Origin of the sequence: Pseudomonas sp. NFACC24-1 (genome assembly GCF_900115235.1) — a bacterium.
Lineage (GTDB): Bacteria > Pseudomonadota > Gammaproteobacteria > Pseudomonadales > Pseudomonadaceae > Aquipseudomonas > Aquipseudomonas fluorescens_AA.
This window is the reverse complement of sequence record NZ_FOVS01000009.1, coordinates 77377-96277: the sequence shown is the minus strand read 5'-3', so window position 1 is coordinate 96277 and position 18901 is coordinate 77377. Positions and strand designations below refer to the sequence as shown.

17 protein-coding genes are annotated in these 18901 nt (G+C 61.0%); 3 read left to right on the top strand and 14 right to left on the bottom strand.

Translation table 11 applies throughout. The annotated features are described in order from the left end of the window. Positions 1–111: 111 nt before the first annotated feature. Both BM317_RS10925 and BM317_RS10920 read left to right on the top strand, forming a co-directional pair. Positions 112–1683, top strand: coding sequence for a flagellar hook-length control protein FliK (locus tag BM317_RS10925; RefSeq protein WP_092167459.1), 1572 nt, complete (start codon positions 112–114; stop codon positions 1681–1683). Then, the gene (locus tag BM317_RS10920) at positions 1680–2009 is read left to right on the top strand and encodes an EscU/YscU/HrcU family type III secretion system export apparatus switch protein (RefSeq protein ID WP_060738627.1); all 330 of its coding nucleotides are present in this window, start codon (positions 1680–1682) and stop codon (positions 2007–2009) included. Before BM317_RS10925 ends, BM317_RS10920 begins: the two co-directional genes overlap by 4 nt. Before the next feature lie 247 nt (positions 2010–2256). On the opposite strand, the gene BM317_RS10915 is transcribed toward BM317_RS10920, so the two are convergent. The 14 genes from BM317_RS10915 to flhA all read right to left on the bottom strand — a co-directional run bounded on the left by BM317_RS10915 (position 2257) and on the right by flhA (position 16646). Further along, the gene (locus tag BM317_RS10915) at positions 2257–2652 is read right to left on the bottom strand and encodes a DUF2802 domain-containing protein (RefSeq protein WP_060738629.1); all 396 of its coding nucleotides are present in this window, start codon (positions 2650–2652) and stop codon (positions 2257–2259) included. Next, positions 2653–3138 (bottom strand): chemotaxis protein CheW, encoded by a 486-nt coding sequence (locus BM317_RS10910; RefSeq protein WP_003199144.1) that lies wholly within the window; start codon positions 3136–3138, stop codon positions 2653–2655. Between the two features lie 72 nt (positions 3139–3210). Beyond that, positions 3211–4086 carry a CheW domain-containing protein gene (locus BM317_RS10905; protein ID WP_092167457.1) on the bottom strand — a complete coding sequence of 292 codons (876 nt, stop codon included), beginning with the start codon at positions 4084–4086 and terminating at the stop codon, positions 3211–3213. Between the two features lie 96 nt (positions 4087–4182). Then, on the bottom strand, positions 4183–4974 hold the full coding sequence (locus BM317_RS10900) for a ParA family protein (protein WP_060738631.1): 792 nt from the start codon (positions 4972–4974) through the stop codon (positions 4183–4185). 49 nt (positions 4975–5023) lie between these two features. Next, on the bottom strand, positions 5024–5908 hold the full coding sequence (motD, locus tag BM317_RS10895) for a flagellar motor protein MotD (protein ID WP_060738632.1): 885 nt from the start codon (positions 5906–5908) through the stop codon (positions 5024–5026). Positions 5909–5923: 15 nt separating this feature from the next. After that, complete coding sequence (locus BM317_RS10890; protein ID WP_003199135.1) at positions 5924–6664, bottom strand: flagellar motor protein; 741 nt, start codon at positions 6662–6664, stop codon at positions 5924–5926. Continuing rightward, entirely contained in the window at positions 6664–7797 is a 1134-nt protein-coding gene (locus BM317_RS10885; RefSeq protein ID WP_060738633.1) for a protein-glutamate methylesterase/protein-glutamine glutaminase, read from the bottom strand. Before BM317_RS10885 ends, BM317_RS10890 begins: the two co-directional genes overlap by 1 nt. Before the next feature lie 48 nt (positions 7798–7845). After that, complete coding sequence (locus BM317_RS10880; RefSeq protein WP_092167455.1) at positions 7846–10098, bottom strand: chemotaxis protein CheA; 2253 nt, start codon at positions 10096–10098, stop codon at positions 7846–7848. Between the two features lie 30 nt (positions 10099–10128). Next, complete coding sequence (locus BM317_RS10875; RefSeq protein ID WP_060738635.1) at positions 10129–10914, bottom strand: protein phosphatase CheZ; 786 nt, start codon at positions 10912–10914, stop codon at positions 10129–10131. An 18-nt stretch (positions 10915–10932) separates the two neighbouring features. Continuing rightward, complete coding sequence (locus BM317_RS10870; protein WP_003199125.1) at positions 10933–11304, bottom strand: chemotaxis response regulator CheY; 372 nt, start codon at positions 11302–11304, stop codon at positions 10933–10935. 165 nt (positions 11305–11469) lie between these two features. Next, positions 11470–12213 (bottom strand): RNA polymerase sigma factor FliA, encoded by a 744-nt coding sequence (gene fliA, locus BM317_RS10865; RefSeq protein WP_014337177.1) that lies wholly within the window; start codon positions 12211–12213, stop codon positions 11470–11472. Next, on the bottom strand, positions 12210–13040 hold the full coding sequence (gene fleN / locus BM317_RS10860; RefSeq protein WP_003184001.1) for a flagellar synthesis regulator FleN: 831 nt from the start codon (positions 13038–13040) through the stop codon (positions 12210–12212). Before fleN ends, fliA begins: the two co-directional genes overlap by 4 nt. Positions 13041–13155: 115 nt before the next feature. After that, complete coding sequence (gene flhF / locus BM317_RS10855; RefSeq protein ID WP_060738636.1) at positions 13156–14505, bottom strand: flagellar biosynthesis GTPase FlhF; 1350 nt, start codon at positions 14503–14505, stop codon at positions 13156–13158. A gap of 11 nt (positions 14506–14516) precedes the next feature. Further along, on the bottom strand, positions 14517–16646 hold the full coding sequence (gene flhA, locus BM317_RS10850; protein WP_092167453.1) for a flagellar biosynthesis protein FlhA: 2130 nt from the start codon (positions 16644–16646) through the stop codon (positions 14517–14519). 267 nt (positions 16647–16913) lie between these two features. On the opposite strand from flhA, the gene BM317_RS10845 reads away from it, so the two are divergent. After that, positions 16914–18872, top strand: coding sequence for a hypothetical protein (locus BM317_RS10845; RefSeq protein WP_092474291.1), 1959 nt, complete (start codon positions 16914–16916; stop codon positions 18870–18872). Positions 18873–18901 lie beyond the last annotated feature (29 nt).

Here is an 18901-nt window from a genome sequence, read left to right as displayed (position 1 = left end):
AGCTGCGTCAAACAATTGCAAGGTTTTCGCCACTCCCTGAAAGACGGGCGGCATTATACATGTGATGCCCTACTCTCAAGAGGGCTTATTTTCCCCAGGGTAAGACCGCAGATGACAGGCGACATCAACATCCTGCCGCTGCCCCAGGCCACGGCAACGACGCGTATGCCAGCGGTGACGGGCGAGCTGCTCAAATTGCTGGCACCGGCCGAAGGGCTGATCGGCCCCGGCCAGACCGCCCAGGCCGAAGTGCTGTCGCTCAAGCAGGCCGACCAGACTTTCCAGCTGTTGCTCAAGGTCACCCTGGAGAGCGGCCGCCAGACCACCGTGCAAGCCACCAGCACCCAGCCATTACCCCAGGGCACCAGCCTGGCCGTGACCCAACCGTCCCCCAGCAACCTGACGATTGCCGTGCAACAGGCCGTTGCCTCCAGCGTCGCCACCTTGACGCGCATCGACACGGCGCAGATGCCGGTCGGCACGCTGCTGCAAGGCAAGGTGCTGACCAGCCAGGCATTGCCGTCATTGCCCGGGCAGCCGGTGGTCTATCGGTCATTGGTGAGCCTGCTCAACACCGCCCAGGCCGGCAGTACCCTGGACATCGACAGCCCCCGACCACTGCGCATCGGCACACTCTTGAGCGCCCAGGTGCAAGATGCCCAGACGCTGAAATTCGTTCCTCTGAGCAACCGCCAGGAGCAACTGGCGGTGAGCCAGCAATTGCTCACCCAAGTGAGCCGCCAGGGCTCGCTGGACAGCCTGGTCACTGCCCTGCAAAACCTGCCGCTCACCGACGACACCGGCACCGAGTTGCGCGCCGCGGTGACTCGCTTGCTGGCTGGGCTGCCGGATGTCCAGCAACTGAGTACGCCCAAGGGCTTGGCCCAGGCCATGGTCGCCAGCGGGGTGTTCCTGGAAAGCAAACTGCTCGCCGGCCAGCCGCCCAGCCTGGCGCCGGACATGAAAGGCGACCTGCTGAAACTGATTGCCCAACTGACACCGGCCCTGCCCGCCTCCACCAACCTCAGCGCCATCATTGCCGCCAATACGCTGGCTCAGGTCCTGCCGAGTTTCGTGCGCAGCGCCCTGGGGATGCTCGGCCAGGTCAGCGCCAAGCCTCAACCCACCAGTTTTCCGCTGCCCTCGCGCCAGTTGAAAGACCAGGACGAAGACGGCGATCTGGAGCACCTGCTGCGTCTGGCCGCCGCTGCCGTGTCGCGCCTGCAAAGCCATCAGTTGTCGAGTCTGGAACAAACCGGCCTGACCGACGACGGTCGCTTGATGAGCACCTGGCAATTGGAGATCCCGATGCGCAACCTGCAGGACATCGTGCCGTTGCAGGTCAAGTTCCAGCGCGAGGAAACCCCGCCCCGGGAACAGCCAGACGAACGCCGGGAAGAACGCGAGCCGAAACAGCAGCTCTGGCGGGTCGAACTGGCATTCGACATGGAACCGCTCGGCCCGCTGCAGATTCAAGCCCAGTTGCTCAGCGGCAGCCTGTCCAGCCAATTGTGGGCCGAACGGCCGTACACCGCGAGCCTGATCGAAAGCAACCTGACAGCACTGCGTGAGCGCCTGGTGACCTGTGGCCTGAACGTCGGCGACCTGGACTGCCACCTTGGCACTCCGCCCCAAGGCCCCAAGACTCGCCTGGAACAACGCTGGGTGGACGAAACCGCATGACAACCCACACCGAACCCCGCCAGGCCATCGCCCTTAAATACGACGGCCACCACGCCCCGACCCTCACCGCCAAGGGCGACGAAGCCCTGGCCGAGGAAATCCTGCGCATCGCCCGGGACAGTGAAGTACCGATCTATGAAAATGCCGAGCTGGTGAAGCTGCTGGCAAGGATGGAATTGGGGGACAGCATCCCGGAAGAGCTGTACCGCACGATTGCCGAGATCATCGCGTTCGCCTGGAACCTCAAGGGCAAGTTCCCCCAAGGCCATGACCCGAATGCACCGAGTGTCGAAAAGGATGTGACCGACCGCGGCGACGACTACTGATCTGTGGCGAGGGGATTTATCCCCGTTGGGTTGCGCAGCGACCCCAATTTTTTTAGGCGGCTGCTGCGCACCCGAGCGGGGATAAATCCCCTCGCCACAGGGGCTGGGCTGGAAAAATCGGTTCGCCAGAAAAACCTGTGGGAGCGAGCTTGCTCGCGATGGCGGACTCACATTCAACATCTCTGTTGACTGTTACACCGCTATCGCGAGCAAGCTCGCTCCCACATGGGGTCTGTGAAGAAAACGATCAGCCGCCTCGGTGCAGCTTGCTCATCAACTCCGCCTCGGCTTGGGTCAGGCCGCAGGCTTGGGTCAGTTCGTCGACGCTGGCACCCATGCCCACCAGGCGGGCGGCCTGGGCGAAGGACAGGCTGGAGGGGTCACGCTGTTCCAACTGGGCGAGTTTGTCCGGCAACGGCGCAACCACGGCACGCAGCTCATGGAGCGCTTCGCCCATGCGCACGGTGCCGTTCTGGTAATCGTCGACGCGCTTGGCCAGGTCCTTGATGCGCTGGTCGCGCAGCGCATCGCCCTGGGCCTGCTGAGCGGCAATCTGCCGCTGGCCACGTATGTATGCCAAGAACATCGCCAGCGTACCTGCCCAGAAAAGGAACAGGACAATGACTGCTACCTCAAGAATCAATCAGATACTCTCCAGTTCCGACCACTCTTCTTCGCTCATCATCTTGTCCAGTTCAACCAGAATCAGCAACTCGTTATTCTTGTTGCACACGCCTTGAATGAACTTGGCGGATTCTTCGTTACCCACGTTCGGCGCCGTCTCGATTTCCGACTGGCGCAAGTAAACCACTTCGGCGACGCTGTCGACCATGATGCCGACCACTTGCTTGTCGGCTTCGATGATGACGATCCGGGTGTTGTCGCTGATCTCGGCGTTCATCAGGCCAAAGCGCTGACGGGTATCGATCACGGTGACCACGTTGCCACGCAGGTTGATGATGCCCAGCACATAGCTGGGTGCACCCGGTACCGGGGCGATCTCGGTATAGCGCAGCACTTCCTGAACGCGCATCACGTTGATGCCGTAGGTTTCGTTATCGAGCTTGAAGGTCACCCATTGCAGAATCGGATCTTCAGAACCCTTTTGAGACGACGCCTTATCATTCATACCTTGACCCCTCGAAAAACCGCCTGTGGCGGCGTGTATTCTGTCCGGCGACGCTGTGCGCCACCGGTTGTCTTATTTCGGTTTCTGGACCGGCTTCTTGCTGCCGCCCAGGTGTTTTGCCCCGCCGCTGGCGATCAACTCCGCCAGCTCGGCAACGTCCAGCAAGGCGCACATGTGCTCGATCACCGTACCGGCCAGCCATGGCCGTTGCCCTCGATGGCTGCGCCACTTGATCTCGTTCGGGTCCAGGCGCAGCGAACGGCTGACCTGGTGCACCGCCAATCCCCACTCGTAACCTTGCACCGAAATCACGTATTGCAGGCCCTGGCGAAAATCATCGCGATAACGGTCCGGCATCACCCAGCGCGCCGTATCCAGTACCTTCAGATTGCCCGCCTGGCTCGGCAGGATCCCGAGGAACCATTCCGGCTGGCCGAACAACGGCGTCAATTCCTGCCCGGCCAGGGAGTAAATCGATCCCAGGCAGACCAGCGGCACCGCCAGGGTCAACCCGGCCACATCGAACAACAAACACTCGAACGGCTCGGCAGCCCAGGCCGGACGGTCGTCGCCCGGCACCGGTGGCGGTGGGTTGCTCGGTGGCAAGTGGACTTCCACCACCGGCGTCACCAACCCCTGCAGCAACGGGGCAACGGTCGAGACCGGCGCCAGGATCGGAGCAGGTGCCTCCATTACTGTCAGTTGAGGCTTGATGAACGGTGCTTCGACCGCCGCGGCCATCACTGACTTCTGTGCGTCACGGGCCTGCTCTTCGAGCACGGCCGCTTGAAACTCATCCAGCACACCCTCGGCTTCGACGTGTTCAGGCAACGCCTCGATCACGCTTGGCGGCAGTGGCAGTTCTTCGGTCGCTTCCTGCAGCAGCCCATCCAGATAAGACTGCAGGGCCATTTGCGGACGCGAGGTTGTCTTTATTGGGCGGTTCATAGGAACAGTGCGCCACTTGAAGAGGTTATCGGCATGAATGCGGCAGGACTTGAGCGTTCGCAAGCGAACACACTGCCAATGGAAAGCCTCGTCACCTTAAGCCACCTGCTGCGGAACAAGCTGTTGGGCCAGCAGATGCTTGAGCAGCGCTCGGTAAGCCAGCACACCACGACTCTTGCCATCGAATTGCGAAGGGGTCACACCGGCGCGGCTGGCATCCCGCAGGCGGGTGTCGACGGGGATATAACCCTGCCAGATGTCATCCGGGTACTTGTCCCGCAACACCCGCAAGGTCCCCAGGGACGCCTGGGTGCGACGGTCGAACAGCGTCGGCACGATATTGAAGGCCAGCGTCTGTTTGCGCGAGCGGTTGACCATCGCCAGTGTATTGACCATGCGCTCCAGCCCCTTGACGGCCAAATGCTCGGTCTGCACGGGGATCACCAACTGCTGACTGGCGGCCAGGGCATTGACCATCAGCAACCCCAGCAACGGCGGGCTGTCGATGATCGCGTAATCGAAATCCTGCCACAGCTGCGCCAGACTCTTGGCGATCACCAGGCCCAGGCCGCTCTGCCCGGGCGACTGTCGCTCCAGGGTGGCCAGGGCGGTGCTCGACGGCAACAGGGAAATTCGCTCGTCGCTGGTGGACAACAACAATTGCCCCGGCAACCCCTCGGGCACAACGCCCTTGTGCAGGAACAGGTCGAAGTTGCTGTGCTCCAGGCTGTCGGGATCGTAGCCGAAATAGCTGGTCATCGAGCCATGGGGGTCCAGATCGACGATGACCACGCGCTTGCCCGCCTCGGCCAGCAACCCGGCTAAAGCGATGGAAGATGTGGTCTTGCCCACACCACCTTTTTGATTGGCGACTGCCCAGACTCTCATTCGGATCGTTCCTCCCGGCCGAAACAGGCTCGACCGAGAAATAGCTCGGTTATAAAGCGGGTGACGGAGAATTGACGGCACTCTGTCTTCCCGGTGACTTGACCGGAGCCGGTGCAGTTTGTGTGCCAGCCCGCTTCAACGCCGCATCCGGGGTTGCGTTGGCCGTACCGGTACCGGTCAGGCTACGACGTACATCGAGGTTACGCGACACCACCAGCACCACCCGCCGGTTGCGCGCACGCCCCTCGGCCGTGGCGTTGTTGGCCACCGGCTGGAACTCGCCGTAGCCCACCGAGGCCAGGCGACCGGGGTTCACGCCCTGCATCGCCAGCATGCGCACGATGCTCGCCGAACGGGCCGAGGACAGTTCCCAGTTGGTCGGGTATTGCGCGGTACGGATCGGCTGGTCGTCCGTGAAGCCTTCGACATGGATCGGGTTGTCGAAGGGCTTGAGGATCGCCGCGACCTTATCGATGATGTTGAACGCCATGTCGCTGGGCATGGCGTCGCCGCTGCCGAACAACAGGCTGGAATTGAGTTCGATCTCGACCCACAGCTCGTTGCCACGCACGGTCATCTGGTTGGAGCTGATCAGGTCACCGAACGCCGCGCTGATGTCGTCGGCGATGCTTTTCAACGGATCGCTGCTGCCGGCGATACCGGCATCGACCTGCTCGCTGTCCTTGACCAAGGGTTTGGCCGGGGTGGTGGTCTTGGGCCGCTCCTCGCCGATAGGGATGGGCTTGAGGGCTCGGTCGGAATCGGTGAAGACCCCGATCAACGCCTCGGAAATGACTTTGTACTTGCCTTCGTTGACCGACGAAATCGAATACATGACCACGAAAAAAGCGAACAGCAGCGTGATGAAGTCGGCGTAGGAAACGAGCCAGCGTTCATGGTTGACGTGTTCTTCACGATGCCTGCGACGTGCCATTTCCCATGCCTCCCATCAGTCCATGAAACCCTGGAGCTTCAACTCAATGGAGCGCGGGTTTTCACCTTCGGCGATCGACAGGATCCCTTCCAGCAGCATTTCGCGATAGCGCGACTGGCGCAACGCGATGGACTTGAGTTTGGCCGCGATCGGCAACAACACCAGGTTGGCACTGGCCACGCCATAGATCGTGGCGACGAAGGCCACGGCGATGCCGCTGCCCAGTTGCGACGGATCGGCCAGGTTGCCCATCACATGGATCAGGCCCATCACCGCACCGATGATGCCGATGGTCGGCGCGTAGCCGCCCATGCTTTCGAATACTTTGGCCGCTTCGATGTCACGGCTTTCCTGGGTGTAGAAATCCACCTCCAGGATGCTGCGGATGGCTTCCGGCTCGGCGCCGTCCACCAGCAATTGCAGGCCTTTGCGTGAGTAGCTGTCGGGTTCGGCGTCCGCCACCCCTTCCAGGCCCAGCAGGCCTTCCTTGCGAGCGGTCAGGCTCCAGTTCACCACGCGGTCGATGCCACCGGCCAGGTCGACGCGGGGCGGGAACAGAATCCAGATCAGCACCTGCATGGCCCGCTTGAAAGCGCTCATGGGCGACTGCAACAGCGCCGCGCCAATGGTGCCACCGAGCACGATCAACGCCGCCGGGCCGTTGGCCAGCGCGCCCAGATGACCGCCTTCCAGGTAATTGCCGCCAATGATGGCGACGAACGCCATGATGATGCCAATCAGGCTGAGCACATCCATTACAGGCAGGCCTCGACCAAGTGTCTACCGATGTCGTCCAACCCGTACACCGCATCGGCAAGATCGGCTTTGACGATGGCCATCGGCATGCCGTAGATCACGCAACTGGCTTCGTCCTGGGCCCAGATCGCACTGCCGCCCTGCTTGAGCAGCCGTGCGCCTTCACGACCGTCGGCGCCCATGCCGGTGAGCACCACCGCCAGAACTTTGTCACCGTAGGACTTGGCCGCGGAACCGAAGGTAATGTCCACGCAAGGCTTGTAGTTCAGGCGCTCATCGCCCGGCAGGATTTTCACCGCGCCGCGGCCGTCGATCATCATCTGTTTGCCACCCGGCGCCAACAATGCAAGGCCCGGACGCAGGATGTCACCATCCTCGGCTTCCTTGACGTTGATGTTGCACAGCTTGTCCAGACGCTCGGCAAACGCCTTGGTGAACGCCGCCGGCATGTGCTGGATCAGCACGATGGGCGCCGGGAAGTTGGCCGGCAACTGGGTCAGGACCCGTTGCAGTGCCACCGGGCCGCCGGTGGACGTACCGATCGCCACCAGCTTGTAGGCTTTGCGTTTGGGTGCCGGCGACGTCGCACTGGCAGGTGCCGAACGCGTCGGCGCAGGTGCCGGGGCGCTGCGTACCGGGGCTGGATTGAAGCTGCTCGATGCCGTCGGCGCTGGCGCGGGGCTTGGCGCCGCAACCGGGGCTGGCGCCGGTGCGCTGTAGGCACCGACACGACGATTGCTACGGGAAATGCTATGGACCTTTTCACACAGCAACTGCCGGACCTTGTCGGGGTTGCGCGAAATGTCTTCGAAATTCTTCGGCAGGAAATCCACCGCCCCGGCGTCCAGCGCATCGAGGGTTACCCGGGCGCCTTCGTGAGTCAGGGACGAGAACATCAAGACCGGGGTCGGGCAGCGCTGCATGATATGCCGCACGGCCGTGATGCCATCCATCATCGGCATCTCGTAGTCCATGGTAATCACGTCCGGCTTGAGTGCCAGGGCCTGATCGATCGCCTCTTTGCCATTAGTTGCGGTACCGACAACCTGAATACTCGTGTCCGCCGAAAGAATTTCAGAGACGCGGCGACGGAAAAAACCCGAATCGTCCACCACCAGGACTTTAACTACCATAAACACTCCGTTAGACGAGGCGCGGCCCTGGGCCGCCCCCCTCCAGAATCAAATACGCCGGGCGGCGTAACGCTTGAGCATGCTTGGCACATCGAGAATCAACGCGATGCGGCCGTCGCCGGTGATGGTGGCGCCGGACATGCCCGGGGTGCCCTGGAGCATCTTGCCCAACGGCTTGATGACCACTTCTTCCTGGCCCACCAACTGGTCGACGACGAAGCCGATCCGCTGGGTGCCCACCGAAAGGATAACCACATGGCCCTCGCCCTGTTCCACATGAGCCGCCGAGCTGACCAGCCAGCGCTTGAGATAGAACAGCGGCAATGCCTTGTCCCGTACGATCACCACTTCCTGGCCATCCACCACGTTGGTGCGCGACAGGTCGAGGTGGAAGATCTCGTTGACGTTGACCAGCGGGAAGGCGAAGGCCTGGTTGCCCAGCATCACCATCAGGGTCGGCATGATCGCCAAGGTCAACGGGACCTTGATGACGATCTTCGAGCCCTGGCCCTTGGTCGAGTAGATGTTGATCGAACCGTTGAGCTGGGAAATCTTGGTTTTCACCACGTCCATGCCCACGCCACGACCCGACACGTCGGAAATCTCGGTCTTGGTCGAGAAACCCGGGGCGAAGATCAGGTTGTAGCACTCGGTGTCGCTCAGGCGGTCGGCGGCATCCTTGTCCATTACACCGCGTTTCACCGCGATGGAACGCAGCACGTTCGGGTCCATGCCCTTGCCGTCATCGGAGATCGACAGCAGGATATGGTCGCCTTCCTGCTCGGCGGCCAGGATTACCTTGCCGCTGCGGACCTTGCCCGAGGCTTCGCGTTCTTCCGGCGACTCGATGCCGTGGTCGACCGCGTTGCGCACCAAGTGGACCAGCGGGTCGGCCAGGGCCTCGACGAGGTTCTTGTCGAGGTCGGTCTCTTCACCCACCAGTTCCAGGTTGATTTCTTTCTTGAGCTGGCGAGCCAGGTCGCGAACCAGGCGCGGGAAGCGCCCGAAGACTTTCTTGATCGGCTGCATCCGGGTCTTCATGACCGCGGTCTGCAAATCGGCCGTGACCACGTCGAGGTTCGACACGGCCTTGGACATGGCTTCGTCCTGGCTGTTGAGGCCCAGGCGCACCAGACGGTTACGCACCAGCACCAGTTCGCCGACCATGTTCATGATCTCGTCCAGGCGTGCGGTGTCGACCCGAACGGTGGTCTCGGCTTCGCTGGCCGGTTTTTCCGCTGGCGCAGCCGCTGGAGCCCGGGCTGGCGCCGCGGCGGCAGCGGCAGGCTTGGCGGGCTCGGCCTTGGGTTCCGGTGCCTTGGCGGCGGGTTTGGGCGCAGCAGCCTTGGCCGCCGGTGCCGCCGCGGTGGCGGCAGGCGCGGCAGACGCTGTACCGACTTCGCTGAACTTGCCCTTGCCATGCAGTTCATCGAGCAGCGATTCGAATTCGTGGTCGCTGATCAGATCGCTGCCAGCGGCAGCGGCGGCAGGCTTGGCCGGGGTCGGCGCTGAAGCGATGGCCGAATCCAGCGCGTCAACGGCAAAGGTGCCCTTGCCGTGCAACTGGTCGAGCAGCGCTTCAAATTCGTCATCGGTGATGTCGGAGCTGTCGCCCGCCGCTTTCGGGGCGGCCGGGGCCGTCGGCGGGACGACCGCGTCCGGTGCGAACTGGCCTTTGCCGTGAAGCTGGTCGAGCAGCGACTCGAACTCGGCATCGGTGATTTCATCGCTGCCAGCCCCGGCGACTTGCGCAGCAGGAGCGACCTGAGCGGCCGGCGCCTCGGCCTGGGCCTTGACGGTATTCAGGGAGTCCAGCAGCTGTTCGAATTCGTTATCGGTGATGTCGCCCGATTCTTCGGCGACCGGCTCTTCAACCACCGCTTCGGCAACCGGTGCCGCTTCGTCAGCCGATTGCGGCTCGGCCAGGCGTGCCAACGCGGCGAGCAACTCGGGGGTGGCAGGGGTGATCGGCGAGCGCTCGCGCACTTCGCTGAACATGCTGTTGACCGCATCCAGCGCTTCGAGCACCACGTCCATCAATTCCGAATCAACGCGGCGCTCACCCTTGCGCAGGATGTCGAACACGTTCTCGGCAATGTGACAGCACTCCACCAGCTCGTTGAGCTGGAGGAAGCCGGCGCCTCCTTTTACAGTGTGGAAACCGCGAAAAATTGCATTGAGCAGATCCGCATCATCAGGTCGGCTTTCCAGCTCGACCAGTTGTTCGGATAGTTGCTCTAGAATCTCGCCGGCCTCAACCAGGAAATCCTGAAGGATCTCTTCATCGGCGCCGAAGCTCATTAATGGCTGCTCCTAAAACAGGGCTAAAACTCAGAATCCAAGGCTGGACAGCAAATCGTCCACATCGTCCTGACCGGACATAACGTCTTCTCTTTTATCGGCATGAATTTGCGGACCTTCACCCTGAGAGAGATGTTTTTGTGGATCTTTTTCAGCAAGCATCGCTTCACGGTCGTGTTCGATGCCTGCAAAGCGGTCGACCTGGCTGGCCATCAACACCAGTTTGAGCAGGTTGCTTTCCACTTCGGTGACCAACTGGGTCACACGCTTGATCACCTGGCCGGTCAGGTCTTGATAGTCCTGGGCCAGCAGAATGTCGTTGAGGTTGCTTGCCACGGCGCGGTTCTCGGTGCTGCTGCGCGTCAGGAAACCGTCGACCCGGCGGGCCAGCTCCCGAAACTCTTCAGCACCGACTTCACGACGCATGAACCGGCCCCAGTCGGTGCTCAAGGCCTGGGCTTCTTCGCTCAGGCCATTGACCAGCGGCGTTGCGCTTTCCACCAGGTCCATGGTGCGGTTGGCCGCGGCTTCGGTCAGCTTGACCACATACCCCAGGCGCTCGGTGGCGTCGGTGATCTGCGAGACTTCCTCGGCCTGCGGCATGTGCGGGTCGATCTGGAAATTGACAATCGCACTGTGCAGTTCACGCGTGAGCTTGCCCACTTCCTGATACAGACCGCGGTCACGGGTCTGGTTGAGCTCATGGATCATTTGAACCGCATCGCCAAAACGACCTTTTTCAAGGCTGTCGACCAGTTCGCGGGCATGTTTTTTCAGGGTCGATTCGAAATCGCCCATTGAAGATTCGTTGTCCATAGCTCCCCCGTGGCGCCGTTAACCGATGCGTTCGAAGATTTTTTCGATCTTCTCTTTCAACGCCTGGGCCGTGAAGGGTTTGACCACATAGCCGTTCACACCGGCCTGGGCCGCTTCGATGATCTGCTCGCGCTTGGCTTCGGCAGTGACCATCAACACCGGAAGATGCTTGAGTTTTTCGTCGGCACGCACCTGGCGCAGCAGGTCGATACCGGTCATGCCCGGCATGTTCCAGTCGGTGACCAGAAAATCGAAGTTGCCACTGTGCAACATCGGGAGCGCAGTGGTCCCGTCATCTGCTTCGGCCGTGTTGGTGAACCCAAGGTCACGCAACAGGTTTTTAATGATCCGCCGCATCGTTGAGAAGTCATCAACGATGAGGATTTTCATGTTCTTGTCCAATTCGACCTCCAAGCAGTCTTAAACGCGCCCAGCACCTGGACGCGCCATTTCAATCAATCCGGCACAACACTCGACAACGGTCTGGAGCACAACGGATGGAGACTGGCGCAGCATTGCCAGGCCAGCCTCGTCGCAGTGTCCCCACACTGCCTGTCAACGCGCTCGCCACTCCCCCAAACGCCCCCGCAAACGGGCCGCGCACTGGCTGTGTAACTGGCTGACCCGCGATTCGCTGACCCCCAGGACCTCACCGATTTCCTTGAGGTTCAGCTCTTCGTCGTAGTACAGCGCCAAGACCAGCCGCTCACGCTCCGGCAAATTGGCAATCGCATCCGCCAGCGCACTCTGGAAACGTTCATCTTCCAGGTCACGCGACGGCTCCATGTGAGCACTCGCGTTATCCTCGTGCAGCCCTTCGTGTTCGCCGTCCTGCAACAGGTCGTCGAAACTGAACAGGCGGCTGCCCAAGGTATCGTTCAAAATCCCGTAATAATCGTCGAGGCTCAACTGGAGTTCGGCCGCAACTTCGTGATCTTTAGCGTCACGCCCGGTTTTCGCTTCAATTGCCCGAATCGCGTCACTGACCATGCGGGTATTGCGGTGCACCGAACGTGGCGCCCAATCGCCCTTGCGGACCTCATCGAGCATCGCCCCGCGAATGCGAATACCGGCATAGGTCTCGAAACTGGCGCCTTTGCTGGCGTCGTATTTGTTCGACACTTCAAGCAGGCCGATCATGCCGGCCTGGATCAAGTCCTCGACCTGGACACTGGCCGGCAACCGCGCCAGCAAGTGGTAGGCAATACGCTTGACCAGTGGCGCATAACGCTCGATCAATTCGTACTGGGCGTCCCGTGCCGATTTTTTATAGAGATGGTTGTAACCGCTGGCTGTCATAGCACGGGCCCTGCTGTTTGTTGCACAAGACGCTCGACGAAAAATTCCAGATGCCCGCGGGGGTTGGCCGGCAGTGGCCAGGTATCGACCTTCTGGGCGATCGCCTTGAACGCCAGCGCGCATTTGGAACGTGGAAAAGCTTCATAAACGGCACGTTGCTTCTGGACGGCCTTGCGCACGCTTTCGTCGTACGGCACGGCGCCGACGTATTGTAGGGCGACGTCCAGGAAGCGATCGGTGACCTTGGTCAACTTGGCGAACAGGTTGCGCCCTTCCTGCGGGCTCTGGGCCATATTGGCCAGGACGCGGAAGCGGTTCATGCCATAGTCGCGGTTCAGCAGTTTGATCAGGGCGTAGGCGTCGGTGATGGACGTCGGTTCGTCGCAGACCACCAGCAGCACTTCCTGGGCGGCGCGGACGAAACTGACAACCGAGTCGCCAATGCCGGCCGCGGTGTCGATCACCAGCACATCGAGGTTGTCGCCGATGTCGCTGAAGGCCTGGATCAGGCCCGCGTGCTGGGCCGGGGTCAGGTGAACCATGCTCTGGGTGCCAGAGGCAGCCGGCACGATGCGAATCCCGCCCGGCCCCTGCAATAGCACGTCGCGCAGTTCGCAACGGCCCTCGATCACGTCCGCCAGGGTGCGTTTGGGGGTAAGCCCCAGCAGCACGTCGACGTTCGCCAGGCCCAGGTCGGCGTCCAGCAGCATGACCCGTCGGCCAAGCTCTGCCAGAGCCAGGGACAAGTTCACTGACACGTTAGTCTTCCCGACGCCACCTTTGCCGCCGGTCACCGCGATCACCTGTACGGGATGCATGCTGCCCATGTTCGTTCTTTACCTTGTCTTCTTAGACGGAGGCCACATTACTGGCTGCGCGTTCGCATAAGGAACAATGCATGGCAGACCATCGATGTAGGTACAAAAAATATTCATGATTACCTCAGCCGACCTGTTTGGTCGGGCTGTGGTAGATGTCAGCGAACATGTCAGCCATGGCTTCTTCGCTGGGTTCTTCCTGCATTTGCACACTCACGGCACGACTGACCAGTTGATGACGGCGCGGCAGATGCAAATCATCCGGGATCCGCGGCCCATCGGTCAGGTAGGCCACCGGCAGTTCATGACCGATCGCCAGGCTCAACACCTCGCCCAGGCTTGCCGTTTCGTCCAGCTTAGTCAGGATGCAGCCAGCCAGTCCGCAGCGCTTGTAGCTGTGGTATGCGGCGGTTAGAACCTGTTTCTGGCTGGTGGTTGCCAACACGAGATAATTTTTTGACTTGATACCGCGTCCGGCCAGGCTTTCGAGCTGCATGCGCAGGGCCGGATCGCTGGCTTGCAGGCCTGCGGTATCGATCAGCACGACGCGCTTGCGCAGCAACGGCTCCAGCGCCTGGGCCAGGGATTGGCCCGGATCCACATGGGTCACCGACACATTGAGGATCCGGCCCAGGGTCTTGAGTTGTTCCTGGGCACCGATGCGGAAACTGTCCATGCTCACCAGCGCGATGCTCTGGGCGCCGTACTTGAGTACATAACGGGCGGCGAGCTTGGCCAGGGTGGTGGTCTTGCCCATGCCGGCGGGACCGACCATGGCAATCACCCCGCCCTCCTCCAGCGGCTCGACTTCCGGCGTGGCGATCATCCGCGCCAGGTGCGCCAGCAACATGCGCCAGGCCTGGCGAGGCTCTTCGATACCATTGATCAGCGCCAGCAGGTCCCGGGACAACGGGCCGGACAAGCCGATGCGTTGCAGGCGACGCCACAGGTTGGCCTGGGCCGGACGGCTGCCTTGCAGCTGATTCCAGGCCAGGGAGCCGAGTTGGACTTCCATCAGTTCGCGCAGGCTGTTGAGTTCGAAGCGCATCGAGTCCAGGGCGCGCGGGTCGAGGCCGCGGGCAGGCGCGGCGGGTGCCGGCTCAGGACGACGCGGTTCGGCCTGGGCCTGCTCGATCAGCGGCTCGGCAGCGGTCAACGGCAGGCCGGCGGTCAGCGGCTGACCGGCGAACAATTGACGATTGGTGCCCGCGGCACCCTCGCCTTCGCTGCTGCGCAGGCTCAGTTCGGCCTGGGCGCTGGCGATACGCGATTGGGTCTTGCGCAGCTCGTCTTCGAGTTCCATGTTCGGAACCCGCGGGGCCAGCGCAGACAGTTTGTAATCCAGGGCCGCCGTCAGCTCGACACCGCCGGCGATACGACGGTTGCCAATGATGGCTGCTTCAGCGCCCAGCTCGTCACGAACCAGTTTCATGGCCTGACGCATGTCGGCGGCGAAAAAACGCTTCACTTGCATAAACCACTACCTCAGCCGTTGGGCCCTACTGTCGCAACGATGGTCACTTGCTTGTTGTCCGGTATTTCCTGGTACGCCAGCACATGCAGCCCCGGGACCGCGAGGCGACCGAATCGCGAGAGCATCGCGCGAATCGGACCGGCCACCAGCAGGATCACCGGTTGGCCTTGCATCTCCTGCCGCTGGGCTGCTTCGATCAGCGAACGCTGCAGCTTCTCGGCCATGCTTGGCTCCAGCAGAACACCCTCTTCCGAGCCTTGTCCTGCCTTCTGCAGACTATTGAGCAATATCTGTTCCAACCTTGGCTCCAAGGTGATCACAGGCAGCTCAGACTCAGTGCCTACAATGCTTTGGACGATTGCGCGGGACACGCCGACCCGAACCGCAGCCACCAAGGCGGCGGTATCTTGACTCTTGGAGGCGTTGTTGGCGATGGCCTCGGCGATACTGCGTATGTCGCGCACGGGCACTTGTTCGGCCAGCAGCGCCTGCAGCACCTTGAGCAACTGCGACAACGAAACCACGCCCGGCACCAGCTCTTCAGCCAGCTTCGGCGAGCCTTTGGCCAGCACTTGCAGGAGTTGCTGGACTTCTTCGTGGCCAATCAGCTCGCTGGAGTGCTTGTACAGGATCTGGTTCAAGTGGGTCGCCACCACGGTACTGGCGTCCACCACGGTATAACCGAGGGACTGGGCCTGGGCCCGCTGGCTGATTTCGATCCACACCGCTTCCAGGCCGAAAGCCGGATCCTTGGCGGTGATGCCGTTGAGGCTGCCATAGACCTGGCCCGGGTTGATCGCCAGCTCGCGATCCGGGTAGATCTCGGCTTCGGCCAGGATCACCCCCATCAAGGTCAGGCGATAGGCGCTCGGCGCCAGGTCGAGGTTGTCGCGAATGTGTACGGTGGGCATCAGGAAGCCCAGGTCCTGGGAGAGCTTCTTGCGCACCCCCTTGATCCGCGCCAGCAACTGCCCCCCCTGGTTACGGTCGACCAAGGGAATCAAACGATAGCCGACTTCCAGGCCGATCATATCGATCGGGGTCACGTCATCCCAGCCCAGCTCCTTGGTTTCCATGGCGCGGGCCGGCGACGGCAGCAGCTCCTGCTGGCGCTTGACCTCTTGCAGGGCCTGGACTTTCTGCGCGTTCTGCTTCTTCCAGAACAGGTAGGCACCGCCCGCGGCGGCGGCGGCCATGGTCAGGAAGGAAATGTGTGGCATCCCCGGCACCAGGCCCATCACCGCCATCAGGCCAGCGGCAACGGCCAGGGCCTTGGGCGAGGCGAACATCTGCCGGCCGATCTGCTTGCCCATGTCTTCAGAGCCCGAAGCACGGGTCACCATGATCGCGGCCGCTGTGGATAACAACAGTGATGGCAATTGCGCCACCAAACCGTCACCAATGGTCAACAAGGCGTAAACCCTGCCGGCGTCGCCAAACGACATGTTGTGCTGGAAGATGCCGACAGCCATGCCGCCGATCAGGTTGATGAACAGAATCAGCAGGCCGGCGATGGCGTCACCGCGCACGAATTTGCTGGCACCGTCCATGGAACCGTAGAACTCGGCTTCCTGGGCCACTTCCAGGCGACGCAGCTTGGCCTGGCTCTGGTCGATCAGACCGGCGTTGAGGTCGGCGTCGATCGCCATCTGCTTGCCCGGCATCGCATCGAGGGTGAAACGCGCGCTCACCTCGGAAATCCGCCCGGCGCCCTTGGTCACCACGACGAAGTTGATGATCATCAGGATGGCGAAGACCACGATACCGACCACGTAGTTACCGCCGATCACCACCTCACCGAAGGCCTGGATCACCTTACCGGCCGCGGCGTGCCCGTCCTGGCCGTGGAGCATCACCACGCGGGTGGACGCCACGTTCAGCGCCAGGCGCAACAGCGTGGCCACCAGCAGGATGGTCGGGAAGACGGCGAAATCCAGTGGCCGCAGGGCGTAGACGCACACCAACAGCACGACGATCGACAGGGCGATGTTGAACGTGAAGAACACGTCCAGCAGGAACGGTGGCACCGGCAGCATCATCATGGCAAGCATGACCAGCAGCAACAACGGCACGCCCAGATTACCCCGGCTGAGGTCTACGACATTGCTGCGCGCGGTGCTGAGTAACTGTGAGCGATCCACCGATTTTCCCCGTTCCTGTGAAGCAAACTTTTGACGCTGGTAGCGTCATATGGCCTGCTTTTGCAAAAAGCCGTCCAACTTTGGAAGCGATAGGAAATTGACTCGGATGAGAGCACCCGGCCCGGAACATAGCCCCCTACAAGCACGAAACTTAAAAAGCGTCAACCTAGTACTTCTGTGAGTGGTCGAGACAGACAACTAAGGTATTGAATGGCCACTCGGGAGGTTGCAATCCATCGATTCAGCCCCCCTAGACGGAGGCCTGTCATGACCAAGAATATTTCCCTCGTCGAACTGGCTGAACAAATGGGCGTACATCCGGACGACCTGGACGAGCATGGCGTGTTGAAGCCCTATGTGGCGCCCGAGCTTGCCCCTTATCCTCCCGCTGAATATCCCGATACCGAGCAGCCCACCCGTTGCGATCCCGCACCTGGCGATGAACCGCTCTCGACACCCAGGGTAGGCTGGTGCCCGAGCGGCAGTATCAACAGCGGAATCTGCACTCCGTTCAATAATGTGCGACCAAACTGGATGGGCTACTACCCCAGCGCCACTGCGAGCCTGCGCATCGATGAAATGATACTGCCCGGGACCCACAACTCGGGAATGGATAAGCAGGCGCCCTACTCCAACAGCTATGAGACCTGCCAGGACGTATCCCCCCATAGCCAGTTGCAGACGGGGATCCGGGTGCTGGATTTAAGGGTTGAGTTCTTTTTTGGCTATCCCGTAGGGGACGCGAAAAGATTCATGATTTACCACAGTTTGAACTCCAGAAGAACCATCGAAGGCGACTGCCTTCAAGCTGCCATCAATCTCTACACGGCTTACGGCAACGAGGTGGTCATCCTCGACTTTCATCAATTCAAAAACTTTACCGACACGGCACATCGCGAGTTGGCCACGGTTATAAAAAATCGGCTGGGCAGCAGGCTGATCGAACCGAAGTGGAATGTCCTGACGCTCAGGCAGCTGTGGGCTTTACAAAAAAATGTGGTGATTGCCTACAACCACAGCCAACGGGACCCTCTGTTCTGGCCTGGGGTCAATCAGCGCTGGATACAAAAAAACATGCCCTCCAGCAGCGAGCTGAAGAGTTTTATCGACCAAGTCGGTAATGAGATAAAGCCGGAGTACGAACTGCGCTCCATCCAGGCCCACAAATACACTAAAGTCGGGCAACCGGACGATATGTCACCGGACGTCATGAACTGGTTTGCAGCGGGCGCAGACGATTCGCCGATCATGAAGTTCTACATCATCAACACCGACTGGTCCTTGCGCCACCGGCATATCGATAATTGCATTCATGCCAATAGCTTCAGGAGCAAATTTCGGACGTCTGCCTACCTAACCCCCCGGGATCTTGTCGCCAATGGCTACATTCCCCACGGCTATCGAGCAATCGCCCTGGAGACATACAACGGCAATTGGCTCGCTTCGATGACGCTCCCCATGAACGGCACCGCAAACGCCACTTTACTCATCATCTGCAAGGCCCAGTTGAACACGACCCTGCACGTTTCCAACAGTGACTTTCTAATAAATAGCATGACCCTGGCACAGGGCAATTTGCTGCTGTTCATATACGACAGCAGCCAAGGAAAATGGGTAACACAGCCGGCGATGGTCTACTCCCCCAACACGTCTGGAGACAACGTCCCCGTGGTCCGCGTCGATGAAAAATTCATCAGATATCGGACTGAAGATTACAACTGGACGGATCACATCAATTTAACCACTGCCGCCCCGATCTACAGTTACGTGGAGATATCTTCCGAGATAACGGCTATCGAGGGCTGGCATAGCCAGATCCATCGCCGCGCCGACCAAAGGGTGTACCGCTGCCAGCGGGGCGACAGGTACCTCTTCATGTACAACAGCCAATCTAGGTGGGAGGCCGTCAAGACCCCCATCCACAGCTACGGCGCGGCCCAGGCTGGTACCCAGATGATAGACACCGGCACCGAAGAGACGCGTGTGCACTTCAGGGACGGCGACTGGGTCAGAGAAATCACCCTGCCTGTCACAGCCTGGCAGGACGACGAAGTCATCCTGACCTCTAACGCTACCCTGACAGCCACGGTCATGGGCAGCAACCTGGAAACAGGCGCCTCCGTACAACTTAAAAAAGGCGACACGCTCATCTTCCGATACATCGCTTCCACAAGAAAGTGGCGCAGACACCTTAGCGCCAGCAAAGAATCGGCCGCTGAGGACTAATAATGCAGGAACCCGTGCATCGCCACCGC